Below are 18,760 nucleotides of genomic sequence, written 5' to 3'. Positions count from 1 at the left end.
CCCATGGCGGGGACCGTGGTCACGTTCTACTCCTACAAGGGCGGCGTCGGGCGCAGCTTCACCTTGGCCAACATCGCCGTTCTCCTGGCCCGCTGGGGATATCGGGTGCTGTGCCTGGACTGGGATCTCGAAGCACCCGGCCTGGACACCTATTTCCGGCCGATGATGAGCGCGCCCCCGGAGAGCGGCGTCATGGACCTGATCGACGACTTCCGCGACGGCAGGCTTCGTCCCGGCGCGCACACGACCCGGGTACGGCTGCCCGACAAGGTGAAGCTCGACGTCATGACCGCCGGCGTGCCGGGCGCTCCCTACGTCAGGCGGGTGCAGGAACTCGACTGGGAATCCCTCTACGAGCAGGGGTTCGGCGACTATCTCGAACAATGCCGGGAACAGTGGACCGCCGACTACGACTACGTCCTCATCGACAGCCGGACGGGGATCTCCGACATCGGCGGCATCTGCACCGCTCATCTCCCGGACCGGCTCGTGGTCCTGTTCACGGCGAACGTGCAGAGCATGCGGGGCGCCGTCGACATCGCCGAACGCGCCAACGCCGCCCGTGATCGCATGCCCTACGACCGGCCTCAGCTGACCGTCATGCCGGTACTGTCGCGATTCGACGCCCGCGAGGAGTACGCCCGCTCCGAGGAGTGGCGACGCATCTGTCTCGATGAGACCAAGGACCTGTTCCGCAGCTGGCTCGACTGCGAGGTCCCGCCGGATGTGATGTCGCGTCACCTGACACTTCCGTACGTCTCCTTCTGGACCTTCGGCGAGCAGCTCCCAGTGATGACGGAACTCAGCCCGACCGTCGACCAGATCAGTTTCGCCCTGGAGACCGTCGCGGCCGTCGTCGCGCACGACTTCGACCGGACGGACCTGCTCGCGGAGAACCGGGACGCCTTCGTCGCCGCGATCCGCGCGGAGAAACGCGTGTTCGCCCACGACGTCCGGGTCAGTACGACCAGGTTGACGATGCACCTCGCCGACGAGCTCATGAAGTACCTGGGAGAGCTGGGTTTCCGGCCGGTGTTGTCGCTGTCGGGGGAGCGGTCGCTGCTCGAAAAAACCGAGGACGACGCGAAACATCTGTGCCTGATCGTCGACCGGGAAGTGAGCCGGTGGCAGTCGGCCGAGGTCGAACTGTTCCTGCACCGCACTCTCGGTCAGGATCGCCGGGTCGTCCCGGTGCTCACCGAGGACACCGATCCCAACGCCCTGCCCGGTTATGTCGGCAATCTGCGGCATCTCCAGTTCGGCCCGTCGCGCGGGCCGGTGGAGGTCGCCCGGAACCTGGTGGACCAGCTCACCGGGACGATGGCGCTCGTCGAACCGGGCGACCTCGACGTCGCCGGCGTGCTCCGGCAGGCGGCCCGCGCGCGACTGCGCCCGCTGATGTGGGGACTGGTGGACGAGATCGTCGCGGAACTGCAGATCGCGATCGGCGCCGGTGAGCGTGAACGGGTCCAGGACCTCGCGGAGGAACTCATGTCGGCCACGCGGGCCCGGGCGACCGATACCGGGCAGAACCATCGTGTCGTGATCCCGCCCGGCACCCGCTCGGCGATCGACTGGGCGGTGCGGACCGCCGAGGCGAGGGTGAAGCGCCACGGCTTTAGCGGATTTCTCGATCAGCCATAACCCAGGCAGTGAAAGGACCACGGATGACGGATCACTTGGGACAGAAGCAAATCGCGGCGATGCTCGTGCTGATGGTGCTCGCGCGCGAAGTGTCGAACCCGGAGCTGCGCGAAATTGTCGGATTTGTCCTCGACGGCAAGGAACGTCGTCAGCTCAATGACCTCGGTCTTGTGGCCAGTGAACAGCGGGGCCGTCCCTTCTACCACGAGCTTACCGAGCGAGGCTGGGCCTGGTGCGAGGAGGAGCTGAACGTGGAGGAGATGCCGTCGCCCCGGACCAGTCTCGGCAGCGCCCTGTACGTCCTTCTCGGCGGGCTCGGCAGGCACCTCCGCCGGGGAAATCTCAAGCTCGCTGACCTCTTCATGCCCGCCATCGAACTGACTGCCGAAGAGATCGAGACCCGGATCCGGCTCGCCTATCGAAAACTGTCCGATGCTCCCCGTGACTGGGTCGCGCTCGTGGAGCTAAGGCCGATGCTCGGCGAAGTGTCTACTGTGGACGTCGACGCGGTGCTGAAGGAACTCAGCCGCTCCGAGCAGATTCGTCTTGTTCCAGAGTCGAACCGCAAGACACTCACCGCCGCCGCTCATGCCGCCGCCGTTCGTATCGGCGGTGAGGACAATCATCTGCTCTCGATCGAGGAGCCGTGATGGATCCCCAGGCGGCGCTCGCGGCCCTGCGCTTCGACTGGGCTGACACACCCGACCATGTGTGGCGTGATTCGCCCTACCACGTCGACGGCCTGCACACCGGCGTCCTGACCCAGGTGAGCGCGGGAATCAGGGAAGCTGTTGCCAGCAACGGACCGAGCCCCATAGGGCTGGTCCTCCAAGGGAAGAAGGGAGTGGGCAAGACCCACCTGCTCGGCCTCGTCCGAAAGCAGGCACACGGCGCTCGCGGCTACTTCTTCCTCAACGACCTCACGGCGGGCGACGCCTTCTGGGAGGACACCGCGGAGGCGATGCGCCGCGGCCTTTCGCGGCTCGATGGATCCGGCGTGCCTCAACTCGCCAGCTTCCTCCGACGCGTCTGCCTCCGCGCGAGTATCGATGCGAACGTCACCAAGAAGATTTTAGGCGGGCGTAGCCTGTCGAGGGGCGACCTCGACACGTTCATCGACGGCCTGCGAACCCTCGATCGAGATGTGGCCAGGGAATGCGCCGATACGGCGCGGGCGCTGGTGCTTTACGCCAGCGAGGATTCGAGCAAGAACTACGTCGGGGACGACTATCTCGGCGTGTTCCTCGAGTCGAAACCCGGGGACCGCCGTAAATGGGGTATCCGATCAGACCCCAAGTCTGCGATGACCCAGGTCAAGAACATCACGCGGTTGCTCGCGCTCACCGGCCCGATCGTGATCGCTGTGGATCAGCTCGACACCCTGGTGGCCCGCTCCACGGTGGGTACCGAACGTGTGCGTGGAACCGCCGAGGAGGACCAGCTCGTCGCGGATATCGCGGACGGACTCATGGGGCTGAGGGAAGTCACCAGGCGAACCCTGACAGTGCTCGCCTGCTTGCCCGGCACTTGGGAGCTGCTCAAGAAGAAGGCCACCGACACGGTGCCGGACCGCTTTCGTGAAGCCGAGTTCCTCGGCCGGGTCACGAGTGCGGAAGTCGGCAGAGCTCTGGTCGAGAAGCGTCTCGCAGTCGCGTACGAGGCGATGAAGTTCGTACCGCCCCACCCCACTTGGCCGGTATCGGCTGTCGCATTCGACGGTGTGTGGGAAGAGACGTCACCGCGAGAGCTCTTGAAGCGGATAGTCGCGCACATCGATTCCTGTGTGCGCGCGGGCCGGCTCAGCGAGCTGACCACATTCGACGAACGTGGCGTGCGCTCGGCCGGTCCGCCGCGACCGGCGATGGCTGCTGATCGGTTCGCCGAACTGGACAAACGGTTCGAGGAATATCGCTCGGAGGCCGATCCGTCGGCGCTGCTGGACCCGAAGGTCGAGGACAAGGTGATGCCCCGGCTGCTGTCCGCCGCGCTACGGGGATGGATCACCGAGGTGGGCGACGACAACATGGAATGGGTCCATGGGGCGAAGAGCGACCGGAACGAGCTGCACGCCTGGCTCACCCGGACGTTGGACGAGGCGTCAGATCTGGAAGAACACTGGGCGTTCCGTGCTATCGCGGCGTCGCACCCCATCGCCGCGTTGCACCGGTTCCGCAAGGCGCGATCGGCGGCCGGAGTGCGGAAGGGCGCGGAAAATCGACATCTCGTCCTGATTCGCAACCTGGAATGGTCGAAAGGAGACAAGACACAGGAAGAGCTTGAAGCGTTCACAAAGAACGGTGGCAAGTCACGGGAACTGTCCGATGAGGACATCCGCACGTTTTGGGCGCTGGACAAGATGTTCGCCGAGGGAAGCCGGGAGTTCCACGAATGGCTGGTCGACCGACGCCCCGCCAGCCGGTCCGAACTCCTGGCGGAAGTCCTGCCGGAGCCTCTTCCCTTGCAGGCGGAAGGTGAGGCGTACACGCCGTCCGCCGAAGGGCAGATCACCCTCGGGACCGTGGCGGGCAGCGGGAAACCGGTCAGGATCGAGCTTGCCGCCCTGCGCAAGCACGCCGCGGTCTTCGCGGGTTCCGGTTCCGGGAAAACGGTGCTGCTGCGGCGGATCGTGGAGGAGTGCGCGCTGCAGGGCGTTTCGGCGATCGTGCTGGATCCGAACAACGACCTCGCCCGGCTCGGCGACGCCTGGCCGGAACAGCCCGAGGCGTGGGGGCCGGACGACGCCCAGTCCGCCAAGCGGTACCTGACCGAGACCGACGTCGTCGTGTGGACGCCGGGACGGGCGAGCGGCAGGCCGCTCGCGTTCCAGCCGTTGCCCGATTTCGCGGGTGTCCTCGACGACGAGGACGAGTTCACCGCTGCCGTCGAGGTCGCGGTGGCCGCGCTCGCGCCCCAGGTGAAGCTGACCGGAAGCACGGCGAAGACCACCGTCGGGCTCGCGGTGCTGCGGCAGGCGGTCGTGCACCACGCCCGTACCGGGTCCCGGAGCCTGCCGGAACTGATCGAGGTGCTCGAAGACCTGCCCGACGGGGTGAGCACCTTGAACAGCGGCAGGAAACTGGCGGCCGAACTGGCCGAACTGCTGAAGGCCTCGATGGTCAACGACCCTCTCCTGGCCGGCGGCGGCACCCCTGTCGACCCGGGTCTTCTGCTCGCTCCCGGGGAAGGAAAGCGAGCGAGGGTTTCGGTCATCAGTTTCGTCGGGCTGCCTTCGGAGAAACAGCGGCAGAACTTCGTCAACCAGCTCCAGATGGAACTTTTCGCCTGGGCCAAGCGGAATCCGGCCGGCGACCGGCCACTCGGTGCCCTGTTCGTCATGGACGAGGCGCAGATGCTCGCCGCGTCGGGCACGCTCACGGCGAGTACTCGCAGCACCATCGTGCTCGCCTCGCAAGCCCGGAAGTACGGCCTGGGACTGCTTTTCGCGACGCAGGCGCCGAAGGGACTGCACAACCAGGTCGTCGGCAACGCGATGACGCAGTTCTTCGGCAGGCTCAACAGCCCGGCCCAGATCGCCGCGGCCAACGAACTGGCCAGGGCCAAGGGCAGCCCGGTCGACGACATCTCGCGGCTGGAACGCGCCCAGTTCTACGTGGCGGGGGAGGGCTTCGGGTTCCAGCGGGTGACCACCCCGCTGTGCCTCACCCACCATCCGGCCAGCCCGCTCAGCGTCGAGGAGGTGCTCGCCCGCGCTCGCGCCCAAGCCGAGTGAAACCCACGCCCGTCCGCCTCACCAACCATGCTCGCTGGAAAGGATTTCGCACCATGGCAGGAATCTTCATCGTCGCCCGGCCCGGTGACGGCCAGGACCTGATCCCGGGTCTCGACCGAAGCCTGGGTCACGTGTTCGGAAAGGACCGGGTGCTCCGGTCCGGCGGCCCCGCGTCCGTCCTGGTGGTGCCTGTCGGCGCCGAAGGACTCGACGACCTCGACGAGGAAGGCCATCAGAAGATCGCCGACGCGCTGCGGCTCGGCGAGAAGGTCGTCCCGGTGCTCACCGAGGACGCCGTCATGCCCGACGAGAGCGAACTGCCGTCCGAACTCGCCGGGTTCGCCCGCCTGCGGTACCGGCAGCTGGGCGGGCACGCGCCGGAACAGGACATCGCGGGCCTGATCGGCGAGCTGATCCGGGTCTGCCCGGAATTGGGCATCGGTGTCGTCGAAGGTCTGGAGGACCTGTCGGAGTGGCTCGACGCCTGGCGGCACGAGACCCGTCCCGTACTGCCCAGGACGCTCCCGGTGCTCGGCCGGGACCGGGAGGTGGAACGGCTGTGCGCGTGGCTGGACGCCGAGCCGTCGGTCCTGCCCGTGTACGCCGGCAGCCGGACCGAGGCGGCGGCGTTCGTGGCCACGGCGCTGGCGGCCCACCGGCCCGGTCTGCGAGCGGTCCGGGTGTCCGGCCAGGAAGGCTGGCGGCATTGCCGGGACCTGGAGATCCCCTTCGTCGCCGTGGTGGACGGTGCCGGAGCCGAGGTGGCGGAGAAGGACAGCGGTGGCGGCCATGTCGTCGTGGTGCGGAGCACGCCGGATCGGAACGGTTCCGATCTCTTGGTCCTGCCCGGGATTCCCCGCGACGAGGCGGCCGAGGTGTTCGCCGCGACAGGGATCTCGCCCGCCGACGTGGACACGTACGCGGATCTCGCCCGGCGGAGCATCGGCAGCCTGCGTCGACGGCTCGGCGTCGCCGGTGACCTCCCGAAGTGGGTGAACCCGCTGGAGCGTGATCTCGCCGCACCGCTTCTGCTGATCGGCCGGTGGTCGGCGGGGTCGCGGCACGATCTGGACGAGATCGCCGCGATCGCCGGACGCGAGACCGAGGAACTCAAGCGCTTCTTCACCAGCTCCCAGGGCGGAGAAGATCCGCTCCTGGCCCGGTCGGGCGACCGCGTTCGGCTGGCGGATCCGCACGATGCCTGGGCTCTCCTGCACGGCAGGCTCGGCGCGCAGGATCTGCGGCGCTGGCACGACGAGGCCGTCAAGGTGCTCGGCGAGCGGGAACCCGGCCGGAAATGGTCGGCGGAGCTGAGGCACGGCTTGGCACGGAGCGCGGCGTTCCTGGCTTCGCAGGGGGAGACGACCTTGCCCGGTGGCGTCGTCTGCGCCGAGCACGCCGCGCGTCTCGTCCGTGACCTGCTCGGGCAGGCCAACGACGACGTGGACGGGGTGCTCTGGCGGTCGCTCGCCGATGTGCTGCCCTTGCTCGCCGAAGCCGCTCCTCACGAGTTCCTCGGGGCCGTCGATCACGCGCTGACCAGCAACCCGTCCCCGCTGAGCGGGAGTTCCGACGGTCTCGTGGCGGCGTTGGAAACGGTCTGCTGGTCCGACGACGCGTTGCCGATGGTGGTCTCGCTGATGGCCGAGCTGACCCGGCCGGTGCGCGGGACGGACGACGGGCCGTTCGCCTCGCTGATCACCCTCGTGCAGCCCTGGTATCCGTACCTGGAGCTGCCCGGCGGACAGCGCGCGGACCTGGTGAAGGCGATCGGACGGCGTAACCCGGAAACCGGCTGGCGGCTGGTTCTCGCGCTGTTGCGCGGTCCGCGGGGGCACCTTCTCGCGGCTCCCCGGCGGCCTCAGGTCCGTCTCGAATGGACGATCCCGGTGCCGCCGGTCGCCGTCTCCGACGGTCCGGAATTCGAAGACGGCTTGGTCACCGCGGCGCTGACTGCGCTGGAGGAACGGCCTCAGCGGTGGTGCGAGTTCTTCGAGCAGCAGGCCGAGCTGAACGCCGCGCGATGGGACCGGGTCGTCGAGGCCCTCACGAGGTTGGACGCCGATCGGCTCTCGGCGGACGAACGTCTTCACCTGTGGGACCGGCTCACCGAACTGACCGCCGAGCACCGTCATCACGCGGGTGCCGAGTGGGTGCTGCCGGAAGAACTGCTGCAGTGGCTGGAATCCTGCGCCGAGATGATCGAGCCCGCGATCAACCCCGGGCGGCACGGCCTGTTGTTCGGCCGGTCCCCGTACCTCGAAGGTGGCGACTCGCTCGATCCGGAGGACCGTGAAGCCGAGATCGACCGCCTTCGCCGCGAAGCCGTCAGCGGTGTCCTCCGCGAGCACGGTGTCGACGGGCTGAGCGCGCTCGCCGCGGAGAGTGCCCGGCCCCGGCTGGTCGGGATCGTCGCGGCCAGGGTGGCCGCGGACGAACTCCAGGAAGACGCGCTCGCGGAACTGGGCCACGAGGACTGGGCGTCCGGTTGGGCGGGCGAGATGGCCCGGTCCCAGGGCGAGGAGTGGCGGCAGGAGGTCGCGACGCAGCTCAAGGAGCAGGACAGGCTGGTCGACTACCTCTTGGCCGTGCCCGTGGACCACGCGCTGCCGCTGCTGGATTCCGCCGACGACGCGGTCCTCGAGAACTTCTGGACGCATGTCGGCCCCTGGCCGCTCCCCGAGGGCCAGGAATCGTTCTTCGTCACGCAGCTGGTGCGGCGGCGGCCGTGGGCGGCGGTCAAGGCGCTCGCGCTGGGCGTCCGCGCGGAGGAACCGCCCTCGTTGCCCGCTTCCCTGGTCGAAGACGTGCTGCTGCAGGCGTCCGCCGAAGGTGTCGAGCCTCCCGACCGCAAAACCGTCGCGGGAGTGGGGCCGCTGCTGGACCATCTCGTCGTGGCCGGCGGTTCGGACGTCGCGGTCGCGCGGCTGGAACTGCGGTTCCACGCGGCGCTCAAGCACCGCCGGAAGCCTCGGAGCCTCCATCGGATTCTCGCCGAGAACCCCGACGCGTTCGTCGATCTCTGCACCCGGATCCAGCCCGCCGACGACGGCACCCCGAGCGTGGAACTGGTCAACGCGTGGCTCGCGATCTTCGAGACGCGCACCATGCCGGGCGAGACGGACTCCGGTCTCGACGGTGCCGCGCTCAAGGACTGGGTTTCGCGTGCCCGCGCCGAGTTCGCCGAGCGCGGCCGGGCCGGGTTCGGCGACCGGGCGATCGGCACCGTGCTGGCGAGCGGTTCCCCGCTCTCGGACGACGGGTGGCCGCCGGAGCCGGTCCGCGACGTCCTGGACGTCGCCGACGGCGGGTATCTCCGGGACGGTTTCGCCAGCGGCCTGAACGTCCAGGACGGCGACTCCCGGGAGCTCGCTCAGCGGCATCGTGGCTGGGCCCGGCGGATCAACGTCGGCTGGCCGCGGGTCGCCGCGCTCCTGCGTGAGCACGCCGACGACCTGACCCGGCGCGGCTAGCGGTCGTGCCCGTGTGGAGGGGCCGAACGGCTCCTCCACACGGGCCGCCTCCTAGGCTGAACACCACACGCGGTGGACGGGAGGCCAAGATGACCGGGACGACGACGGCCGGGGTGATGGCCGAGCTGGCCGCGCTCGAGGACCCGCGGGCACGCCAGGTGAACGAGAAACACGGCGACGACCACGGGGTGAACCTCGGCAAGCTGCGCGCGCTCGCGAAGCGGCTGAAAACCCAGCAGGACCTGGCGCTGGAGCTCTGGGCCACGGACGACACCGCGGCGAAACTGCTCGCGCTCCTGATCTGCCGTCCGAAGGCGTTCGAACCTGACGACCTGGACCGCATGGTGCGCGAGGCGCGTACTCCGAAGGTGCACGACTGGCTCGTGAACTACGTGGTCAAGAAGAACCCGCACGCCGAAGAGCTACGCCTGGCCTGGTCCGCCGATCCGGACCCCGTGGTCGCGAGCGCGGGCTGGGCGCTGACCACCGAACGGGTGGCGAAGAAGTCCGAGGGCCTGGACCTCACCCGGCTGCTCGACGTCATCGAGGCGGAGCTGAAGACCGCGCCGGATCGCCTGCAGTGGGCGATGAACCATTGCCTGGCGCAGATCGGGATCGACCACGCTGAGTACCGGGACCGGGCGATCGGCATCGGGGAACGCCTGGAAGTGCTCAAGGACTACCCGACGCCACCGAACTGCACGTCTCCGTTCGCGCCCGTGTGGATCACCGAGATGGTGCGGCGGCAGCACGCGTAGCGTCCGCCTTGATGTCCTCGAACTGGGCACCCATGCGCGCCGCGAGCGCCTGCGCCGCCCGCAACGGCCGGACCATCACCTTGAAGTCGGTGATCTTGCCGTCGGCGTCGAAGGTCAGGAGATCGCAGCCGTTGATCTCCAGCCCGTCCACCGTCGCTTCGAACTCGTACACGTGGTGCGCGCCGTCGTGGATCTCGCGGACGTAGCGGAAGTCCTCGAACACGCGCAGGACACCGCGCAGGATCGCCCCGGTGATCGCCTTTCCCTGGTAGGGCTTGAAAGCCACCGGGCTGGTGAAGACCACGTCGTCGGCGAGCATCGCCTCGATCGCGGCGGCGTCCTTCGCTTCGACTGCCTGACGGAACGTGGGCATGACGATCTCCTCATAGTCAACTTGTTGAGTAGACGCCGCCGAGCCTAGGTGATCGCCGCGCCTGCTGTCCATCAAAGTGACTAATCAACTTTGCGACTAGTCCACGCGGGCTCTATCATCGCGCCATGGCGTTGCGGAACGCGATCCTCGCGATGCTCCTGGACGGCGAGTCCTCGGGCTACGACCTGGCGAAGGGGTTCAACGCGTCGGTCGCCAACTTCTGGACCGCGACCCCGCAGCAGCTCTACCGGGAGCTGGACAAGATGGAGTCGCAGGGCCTGGTGGCGGCCCGGATCGTCGAACAGGAGCGGCGTCCGAACAAGCGGCTGTTCTCCTTGACCGAAGCGGGTGCGGCCGAACTCGCCGAGTTCACCACGCGCGCACCGAAACCGACCGCGATCCGCGATGAGCTGCTGGTGCAGATCCAGGCGGTGGAGGCCGGTGACGACGAGCGGATCCGAGGCGCCGTCGCCAACAGGATGGCCGTCGCCGAAACGAAACTCAAACGCTTCGAACGCCTCCGGGACCGCCTGCTCGGCGAGTCCGCCGAGGTGGACTTCCTCGCGACCGCGCTGCGGGTCGGCCCGTATCTGACCCTCGCCCGCGGGATCGCGTTCGAACAGGAGAACATCCGTTGGTGCGAACAGGTTCTCGCGGTGCTCGACCGGCGCGCGGCCGCCGGTTCCGGAGGTGATCGGCTTGACTGAACGGGAAAAGGGCCCGGCGTTCCGGCAGGTGGTGCTGGACTGCACCGACGCCCGCGCTCTCGCGGAGTTCTACCGGCGGCTGCTGGTGTGGGACTATCGCCCGGGTGACGAACCGCCCGGGTCCGGTGCCGAGGACAAGGACTGGCTGGTGCTGCGCAACCCGGACGGCGGGGCACAACTCGCCTTCCAACAGGTCGAGCGGCTGGAAGAAGCGAGCTGGCCGGACGCCGAGCCGATACCCCAGCAACTGCACCTGGACCTGACCGTGGACTCGGCCGAGGAACTGGAGGCGCAGCACGCCCGGGTCCTCGAACTCGGCGGACGGCTCCGGTACGACCGCAGTGACGATCCGGACGAACCCCTGCGCGTCTACGCGGATCCGTCGGGGCATCCGTTCTGCATCTTCGTCGCCTGAAGACCCGCCAGGCCGCACCGGGGCGGTGTCCCGAGCGCCACGCCGGGGACACTCACCGTCTCGAGCGTGGCGCTCGCGACATAGCGCCCTGACGTTCGTGTACAGCATGTCTAGGCAGGCGGCTCTCCCGGTCCTCCGCCGCCGAGACGTCACCCAAGACCGCCGACCCGTACCACGAACGCGCCACTTTTCGCTTACCCCTCAAGAGAACGACACTGCCACTCACGACCCCCCGACCGACGCGGCCTGGCGGGTCAGCGGCGTTGCGAAAGCCACTTTCGCAACGTTGAAGGTTGCGAAAGTGGCTTTCGCAACCTTCGAACCTGGCGACAGCCGCCAAGCTAGCAGGACACCTTTGCCTTACCTGTCAAGAGAACCCGAACCGCCACTCACGATCCCGGTCCTCAGGAGCGGCAGAGCAACGCGTCCGGAGTGCGATTCGAGCCGACGCGGCCGGTGTACGCGACACCGGCGACGTATTCGCCGGGCGCGCACTGACCCTTGTAATGGCCCGACGCGAAGTCGCCACCGGGAGACCCGGACGGCCGGTTGTCGCCGCGGTCGAACCAGACCGTCCGGCCGGTGCGGCCCAGCGGGGTGGCGGATTTGCCGCACAACAGGGCGGAGAACGCCGCGCCGGTGACGCTGTAGCCGACAGCGGCATGATCGGGCGGGCATTGCACCTTGGTGTACCCGGACGCCCAGTCAGTGTCCACATAGGTCTCGTCGCGGACCGCGGAGTAGCCAGCCGGAACGGCGAGCGTGCCGGTGCACAGGCCCCGGTTGCCGGTGTGGGCGAGACCGGTGAGCCGCTGGCCGTCGGGACAGGCACCCTTGCGCGCGCCCGGATTCCAGTCCGTCATCGCGCGGACCTTGCGGGACGCTGGGAAATCGGCGTGGTCGAGGTTGAGCATCGACCAGCGCTCGGTCACCGGGATCTGTCCGGTGCGGGAAGGCGAGTCCACCAGCCGCCGCCAAGCCGGGCCGCGCCAGTCCGTCCCGTCGAGCACGTCGACGCGTCGGCCCGCGGTGTCCCATGAGAGCAACGACCATCCGTTGCCCCCGTTTCCGGTGTGGAAACCGACCGCCGGCCAGTAAGCGAAATCGGTGTCGTTCTCGGCCAGATAGCCGACGAAGTTCTCGAACCAGGCCCTGCTCGCCGCGTCGGTGGTGTAGCGGCCTTCGCCGAACTCGCTGATCCAGAGCGGGGCGGTGTAATGCTTGCCGGTCTCCGCCGAGACGAAGAACGCTTGCCGGTACAGGACATCGCGGAGTTGCTGCGGTGACAGGTCCCGGTAGCGCGGGTCGTGGGTCTCACCGGTGCCGGTCGCTCCGGAATGGTTCGGGCCGGTGTAGCCGTAGAAGTGCGCCGCGTAGACCAGTTTCCCGGAATCCACGAGCGTGTGCGACAGCGTGCGGGCGGGCTCCAGCGTGGGCCTGCCGTGGGGAAGGCCGTCCACGGGCAGGCCGGTCCAGTTGATGCCCTCGACGATCAGCAGCAGGTCGGGATTGGCTTCGGTCAGGATGCGGTCGGCGACCTGCTGACTGGCCCGCTGCCAGTCGGTGCCGTTGCCCCAGCCCCAGTTGGGATCGTCGAAGACGTTGCGGCGGACCTCGTTGTACAGGTCGGCGCCGACCACCCGCTTGTTCGCGGCGTAGCGGCGGGCCATGAACAGCCAGTCGTCCTGCCAGCGCTGCTCGGACTGCGCGGTGTTCCAGCGCTCGTTGCCGTCGAGACCGCAGCACCAGCGCGACGTCGTGGTGTGATTGTTGAGGATCACCGCGAACCCGCGAGCGGTCAGCCGCGCGACGACGCGGTCGTAGACCTGCAGCGGGGTCAGGCCGCGCAGATCCGGGTTCGCCGCGAGATCGGGAACCTTCGCGGTGTCGTGGATCATGGCGTTGGAGAAGGGCAGCCGGACGCTGTTCAGGCCCAGCTCCGCCAGCCCGTCGATGACGGTGTCGATCGAGACCCGGTCCAGTCCGAGCGGCGTCTGGTAGGCGATCTCGCCGGCGTGGTGCGTGGCGGGATCGTTCACATCGCCCGACCCGGTCCACGTACCGCTCGCGCCGTGCCAGTTGGCGGCCCTCAGCTTGAACCGGTTGCCCGCCGCGTCGACGATGTAGCGGCCGCGCGTGCCGAGCGGCGCGACCCAGCCCGACGGGTCCGCCTCGGTTCCGGCGGCCGCGAGCGGGGGAGGGGGAACCACGACACCGACGGTCACCAGTACCGCGAGCAGCACACTCTTGATCGTCACACGCCGGAGCTAACCAGCCGCACGGCCGGTTGTATACGGACGATCGGGTTCACTGTTGGTAGCTTCCCCGCATGACCACCGCGTTGATCATCGGTGACCTCCAGCGAGGTATCACGGGCGGCTACCCGTTCGCCAGGCAAGTCCTGCCGCCGCTCACGGCCCTGGTGCCTCGCGCCCGCGAGTCCGGCGCGCTCGTCGTGTTCGTGCACTTCGCGTTGCGGGGCAACGGAGCCGACCTGCCGCCGGGAAACGCCTTGTTCAAGACGTTCCACGAGTACGGCGACACCTTCCACGAGGGTTCGGCCGGGACCGAGATCGACCTGCCGGTCGCCGACGAGGACGTGGTCGTGCTGAAGCGCCGGGCCAGCGCGTTCGCCGGCACCGACCTCGATCTGGTGCTGCGCGCGCAGGGCGTCGACACCGTCGCGATCGCCGGGGTCGCGACCAGCGCGATGGTGACCGCGACGGCCTACGACGCGGCGGACCGCAGCTATCACGTGACCGTGCTGCGCGACGGCTGCGCCGACGGTGACCAGGCGATGCACGACTTCTTCGTGGACACGGTCTTCCCGAGCCGGGGGTTCGAGGTCGTCTCCTGCGCGGACTGGTCGTGAGCGGCGTTTCAGGTTCTGATGCGGGTAAGGCGAAGATGTCAGGCTCGCTCGCCCGCACGTCGGCTTCGGATGTTGCGAAAGTGGCTTTCATAACCTTCAGCGTTGTGAAAGCCACCTTCACAACACCGCCCTGCCCCAGAGCAACCGCACGGACGCTCGCTTGCCTCCGCCGACGTCGCGAAAGCCACTTTCGGGACATCAGGTGTCGTGTCATGTCTCGGGAGGTGTGACACAGGTTGGTATCAGCTGCTATGACACAGTTTTCTTGTGGTGATCAGCTTGACGTCGGGTCCCTGCGCGAGCCAGGCCGGGCTGAGGTCGGGCAGCAGTAAGGCTGCCCGGCGCGCAGGCTCCAGCGTATGGCCCGCGCCCCCAACATCAAGCTGATCGACGGCTGTGTCACATCTTCTGAGACTTCATCTGTGTCAAAGCAGCTGAGACTCAACAGGACATCAGGTGTCGCGAAAGTGGCTTTCGCGACGCTCCGGCCGCCGTGGCCTTCGATAAATCCCAGGCGGGATCGGTCCCCGATATGGCACCGTGCACGGGAGCTGATCAAGGGGGCGGTGGATGCAGACGTGCAGACTCGGGCGCACCGGCGTCGAGGTGACCCGGCTGGGGTTCGGCGGCGGTCCGCTCGGCGGGCTGTTCGCCCCGCTGGACGACGAGACGGCGGCCGGGGCACTGGCCGCCGCGTGGGACGGCGGGATCCGGTACTTCGACACGTCGCCGCACTACGGCATCGGGCATTCCGAACGCCGGATCGGCGAGTTCCTGCGTACGCGGCCGCGTGATTCCTACGTCCTGTCGACCAAGGTCGGCCGTCTGCTGGTGCCGCAGGACGCGGACGGGAAGAACGATCCGGCCGGGTTCCATGTCCCCGCGACACATCGCCGGGTCCGCGACTTCACGCGCGACGGGATCAGGCGCAGCGTCGAGGACTCGCTGGAGCGGATGGGCCTGGACCGGATCGACGTCCTGTACCTGCACGACGCCGAGGAATACTTCGGCGACGCCGTCCGCGAGGGGTATCCGGCCCTGGCGGAGCTGCGGTCCGAAGGGGTCGTCGGCGCGATCGGCGCTGGCATGTACGACACGGCCCTGCTGACGACTTTGGTGAAGGAGACCGACGTCGACGTGGTCATGCAGTCCGGCCGCCACACGCTGCTCGATCACAGCGCGCTCGACACGTTCCTGCCAGCCTGCCGGGAACGCGGTGTCTCGGTGATCGCGGCGTCGATCTTCAACTCGGGCCTGCTCGCCGCGCCGCGGCCGGTCGAGGGCGCGTACTTCGATTACGAGGCCGCCACGTCGGACGTCGTGGAGCGGGCGAACAAGATCGCCGACGTATGCGAGGCGCACGGCGTGACACTGCCGCAGGCGGCCATGGCCTTCCCGCTCCGGCATCCGGCGGTCGCCGGGATCGCGGTGGGAATGCGGTCCGCGGAGGAGGCTCGGCGCAACGTCGATTCCTTCGCCGTGGAAGTGCCCGCGCGGGTCTGGGACGACCTGGGCGCCGCGGGCTTGATCCGTTCGAACAACGATTAGGGTGAGTTGATGGTGTCGGTCAAACAGGTCCAGATCACTTTCGATTGCGCGAAACCCGAGCGTGTAGCCCGTTTCTGGTGCGAGGTGCTCGGGTATGTCGTGCCGCCGCCACCGGAAGGGTTCGCCTCCTGGGACGACTACACCCGTTCGCTGCCGCCCGAGAAGCAGGACGCGAATTTCGTCTGCAGTGATCCCACGGGAGCGGGTCCGCGGCTGTACTTCCAGCGTGTGCCGGAAGGCAAGGTCGTCAAGAACCGGGTGCATCTCGACGTACGGGTCGGCACCGGGCTCGTGGGCGAAGAACGTCTCGCCGCCCTCCAGGCCGAGTGCGCCCGGCTGGTCGCGCTCGGCGCGACCCGCGATCAGGTTCTGCTCGCCGACGAGGAAAACGAGTCCTGCATCAATATGCGGGACGTCGAGGGCAACGAATTCTGCCTCGACTGACACTCTTTCGGCTGACCGCCATTCGCGGGATCGATTCGCAACCGATGCACAACTGGTGTATCGTCTTGGATCGCTCACGAAGCGAAAATGACCACCTCAGAAACGTGGGTGACGTGCCGTTTCGTCACCCTGCGGGCCCGGCCACCCTCCCCCTCGAGCCGGGTTCCGTGTGCCCGGTGGCGCCCGGGCGAAGCCGGCCCCCTCCCGGTCGATCCGAGGCGCCGCCGGGTACTCACCCGTGTTCGTGGTCCCGGACCGTCGCCGTGGGAAGACACGCGAGGCCGCCTCGTCGCTGCGGTCGGAACGAGGAGTGATCTCGTAAGCTGACCGCGGTGTGCACCCGCGCAAGGGGAGGACTACGCCTGAATTCGTGAGGTGTCGATGGACGTCGATGAGGTGAGTGCGGGTTCCTGGACCCCGGGCATGGTCGCGGAGGAACTCGGCATCTCGCCGGTGACGCTCCGGACCTGGGCGTCCCGCTACGGCGTCGGTCCCTCGCTGCGGCCCGACGGGCGCCATCGCCGCTACTCCGACGCAGACGTCCGCAAGCTCCAGTACATGCGGCGGCTGATCGGCCGCGGCGTCCGGCCGCGCGAGGCGGCGGCCGCCGTGTTCTCCGGCCTGGCCGAAGCGGTTCCCGAAATCTCCTTCGACGAACGGGCGGGCGAGCTGGAGCGGGCCGCGGAGGAGCTCGACTTCCCGGTCATCGCGGCTCTGCTGGACGAAACGCTCGACACGATGGGCGCGGCGAGGACGTGGACCGAGATCCTGTTGCCGATCCTGCGCGACCTCGGCGGCCGCTGGGCCGGGGGCGACGTGTGCTTCGAGTCCGAGTGGGCGCTCACCAGCGAAGTGTCGTTCGCGCTCCAGCGTTATGTCGCCCGGTTCGCCTACACGCCGTCGGAGCGGCGCGTGCTCATCGCCTGCTGTCCCGGGGAACGCCACAGCCTGCCCGTCGAGATCCTGCGCGCGTCGATGGCGGAGGTCGGCATCCCCGCCGTCTATCTCGGGCACATGGTGCCGGCGGAGACCACGGCGGGGATGGTCGCCAAACTCGAACCGGTGCTGGTCGTGCTGTGGTCGATGTCCCCGGCGACCGTCGACGACCTGCTGCGCCAGCGCCTTCAGCGCCGCGGGTTCGACGTCGCCGTCGCGGGCCCGGGCTGGACGGGGCTCAACGTCCGCGGTGCCCCCTGGGTGAACGACCTGGCCGGGGCGATGGATCTCGCCGCCGAGCGGATGAAGGCCTGACACCCTACGATCGCATCGATTATGAATCGAAACATGAGTGGCTCCGACCCGCTGTGGCTGTTCGGTGATCAGCTGGGGCCGCATTTCCACGGCACGACGGGGAACCGGGACCGTGAGGTGCTGCTGATCCGCTCGGCCGCGGCCTTCGCGCGCCGTCCGTTCCATCGGCAGAAGATCCACCTCGTCGAGGCCGGGATCCGGCGGCTCGCCGCGGAGCTCGGCGACCGGGCCCGGATCGTCGACGCGCCGACCTACACGGCCGGGTTGCGCCGCTTCGGACGGCCGGTCGTGGTGCACGAACCCGGCTCGCACGCCGCCGAGGCGCTCGTGCGGCGCCTGCAGCAGGAAGGTCTGGTCACGGAAGTCCTGCCGACACCGGGTTTCGTCCGGTCCAAAGTGGACTTCGCGAGCTGGGCGAAGGACCGGCGGCGGTTCGTGATGGAGGACTTCTACCGCGATCAACGCCGCCGGTTCGGTGTCCTGCTCGAACCGGACGGCGGCCCGGCGGACGGGAAATGGAACTTCGACCACGACAACCGGCGTCCCCCGCCGGGCCGGTCGACACTGCCCGTTCCCGCGCCCTGGTTCCCGGTCGAGGACGACGTGGACGAACAGGTGCGCGCGGACCTCGACAAGGCGGAACGGGACGGCGAGATCCAGCCGGTCGGTGTCGACGGGCCACGCCGTTTCGCGGTCGGCCAGGTCGAGGCGGAGGAGGCGCTGGACCGGTTCCTCGACCACCGGCTGGCGACCTTCGGCCCGCACCAGGACGCCATGCTCAGCGCGGACTGGGCGATGTCGCACGCGTTGCTGTCGGTACCGCTGAATCTCGGCCTGCTCGACCCGCTCGACGTCGTCCGCCGCGCCGAGGAACGCTACCTGTCCGGCGCCGCGCCGCTGGCGAGTGTCGAAGGGTTCGTCCGGCAGATCCTCGGCTGGCGTGAATGGATCTGGCACCTCTACTGGCATCTGGGGCCGGATTACCTGAAGAGGAACGAACTCCAGGCCCATCGGAAGCTGCCTCGGTGGTGGCGGGAACTCGACGCCGACTCGGTCGAGGCGGCCTGTCTCCGCACCGCGCTCGCCGGTGTGCGGGACCGCGGCTACGCCCACCACATCGAGCGGCTCATGGTGCTGGGCAACCACGCCCTGCAACGCGGTTACGACCCGGCCGAGCTGACCGGCTGGTTCGCCACCGCCTTCGTCGACGGATTCCCGTGGGTGATGCCCGCCAACGTCATCGGGATGAGCCAGTACGCGGACGGGGGAATCGTCGGCACCAAGCCGTACGCGGCGGGCGGCGCCTATCTCAACCGTATGAGTGACCACTGTGGTGGCTGTGTCTACGACCCGAAGAAACGAGTGGGCGACAAAGCCTGCCCATTCACCGCCGGGTATTGGGCTTTCCTCGACCGCAACGCGGATCGCCTGCGGGGCAATCCGCGGATGCGGCAACCGCTGAACGGCTTGGGCAGGCTCGCCGACCTTCCGGACGTCGTGGCGCGGGAAAGCCGGCGAAATCGATTCTGACCCACGAACCGGCGA

Annotated in this window: 14 protein-coding genes; 12 read left to right on the top strand and 2 right to left on the bottom strand. The window is 68.4% G+C overall.

The annotated features are described in order from the left end of the window. Positions 1 to 3: 3 nt before the first annotated feature. The 5 genes from IE302_RS08100 to IE302_RS08080 all read left to right on the top strand — a co-directional run bounded on the left by IE302_RS08100 (position 4) and on the right by IE302_RS08080 (position 9,605). Entirely contained in the window at positions 4 to 1,644 is a 1,641-nt protein-coding gene (locus IE302_RS08100; protein WP_191253389.1) for a CATRA system-associated protein, read from the top strand. 23 nt (positions 1,645 to 1,667) lie between these two features. Further along, on the top strand, positions 1,668 to 2,294 hold the full coding sequence (locus IE302_RS08095) for a hypothetical protein (protein WP_191253387.1): 627 nt from the start codon (positions 1,668 to 1,670) through the stop codon (positions 2,292 to 2,294). Continuing rightward, on the top strand, positions 2,294 to 5,374 hold the full coding sequence (locus IE302_RS08090) for an ATP-binding protein (RefSeq protein ID WP_191253385.1): 3,081 nt from the start codon (positions 2,294 to 2,296) through the stop codon (positions 5,372 to 5,374). The genes IE302_RS08095 and IE302_RS08090 overlap by 1 nt, the downstream gene beginning before the upstream one ends. A 53-nt stretch (positions 5,375 to 5,427) precedes the next feature. Beyond that, entirely contained in the window at positions 5,428 to 8,847 is a 3,420-nt protein-coding gene (locus tag IE302_RS08085; RefSeq protein WP_191253383.1) for a hypothetical protein, read from the top strand. Between the two features lie 89 nt (positions 8,848 to 8,936). After that, a complete protein-coding gene (locus IE302_RS08080) occupies positions 8,937 to 9,605 on the top strand; it encodes a DNA alkylation repair protein (RefSeq protein WP_191253382.1) in 669 nt (222 codons plus the stop codon). Here the strand turns inward: IE302_RS08080 and IE302_RS08075 are convergent. Beyond that, positions 9,574 to 9,978, bottom strand: a complete 405-nt coding sequence (locus IE302_RS08075; RefSeq protein WP_191253381.1) for a nuclear transport factor 2 family protein — start codon at positions 9,976 to 9,978, stop codon at positions 9,574 to 9,576. The two genes, IE302_RS08080 and IE302_RS08075, sit on opposite strands and share 32 nt — an antisense overlap. Positions 9,979 to 10,103: 125 nt before the next feature. On the opposite strand from IE302_RS08075, the gene IE302_RS08070 reads away from it, so the two are divergent. Together IE302_RS08070 and IE302_RS08065 are read left to right on the top strand one after the other, a co-directional pair. Then, positions 10,104 to 10,685 (top strand): PadR family transcriptional regulator, encoded by a 582-nt coding sequence (locus IE302_RS08070; RefSeq protein WP_191253380.1) that lies wholly within the window; start codon positions 10,104 to 10,106, stop codon positions 10,683 to 10,685. After that, positions 10,678 to 11,100 carry a VOC family protein gene (locus tag IE302_RS08065; protein WP_191253379.1) on the top strand — a complete coding sequence of 141 codons (423 nt, stop codon included), beginning with the start codon at positions 10,678 to 10,680 and terminating at the stop codon, positions 11,098 to 11,100. Before IE302_RS08070 ends, IE302_RS08065 begins: the two co-directional genes overlap by 8 nt. Positions 11,101 to 11,504: 404 nt before the next feature. Here the strand turns inward: IE302_RS08065 and IE302_RS08060 are convergent, their stop codons facing one another. Further along, positions 11,505 to 13,358, bottom strand: a complete 1,854-nt coding sequence (locus IE302_RS08060; protein ID WP_191253378.1) for a glycoside hydrolase family 5 protein — start codon at positions 13,356 to 13,358, stop codon at positions 11,505 to 11,507. 71 nt (positions 13,359 to 13,429) lie between these two features. Between IE302_RS08060 and IE302_RS08055 the strand changes: the two genes are divergently transcribed. From IE302_RS08055 to IE302_RS08035, 5 genes are all read left to right on the top strand, one after another. Beyond that, entirely contained in the window at positions 13,430 to 13,972 is a 543-nt protein-coding gene (locus IE302_RS08055; RefSeq protein WP_191253377.1) for a cysteine hydrolase family protein, read from the top strand. A gap of 570 nt (positions 13,973 to 14,542) precedes the next feature. Then, positions 14,543 to 15,520 (top strand): aldo/keto reductase, encoded by a 978-nt coding sequence (locus tag IE302_RS08050; protein ID WP_191253376.1) that lies wholly within the window; start codon positions 14,543 to 14,545, stop codon positions 15,518 to 15,520. Positions 15,521 to 15,529: 9 nt separating this feature from the next. Further along, positions 15,530 to 15,964 carry a VOC family protein gene (locus IE302_RS08045; RefSeq protein ID WP_191253375.1) on the top strand — a complete coding sequence of 145 codons (435 nt, stop codon included), beginning with the start codon at positions 15,530 to 15,532 and terminating at the stop codon, positions 15,962 to 15,964. A gap of 381 nt (positions 15,965 to 16,345) precedes the next feature. After that, on the top strand, positions 16,346 to 17,215 hold the full coding sequence (locus IE302_RS08040) for a MerR family transcriptional regulator (RefSeq protein ID WP_191253373.1): 870 nt from the start codon (positions 16,346 to 16,348) through the stop codon (positions 17,213 to 17,215). Between the two features lie 33 nt (positions 17,216 to 17,248). Beyond that, the gene (locus IE302_RS08035) at positions 17,249 to 18,745 is read left to right on the top strand and encodes a cryptochrome/photolyase family protein (RefSeq protein WP_191253371.1); all 1,497 of its coding nucleotides are present in this window, start codon (positions 17,249 to 17,251) and stop codon (positions 18,743 to 18,745) included. Positions 18,746 to 18,760: the final 15 nt, after the last annotated feature.

It is taken from the genome of Amycolatopsis oliviviridis, assembly GCF_014654365.1.
In the GTDB taxonomy this organism is placed as follows: Bacteria; Actinomycetota; Actinomycetes; order Mycobacteriales; family Pseudonocardiaceae; genus Amycolatopsis; species Amycolatopsis oliviviridis.
The sequence above is the reverse complement of the archived record's forward strand: the minus strand, read 5'-3'. Positions and strand labels throughout refer to the sequence as shown.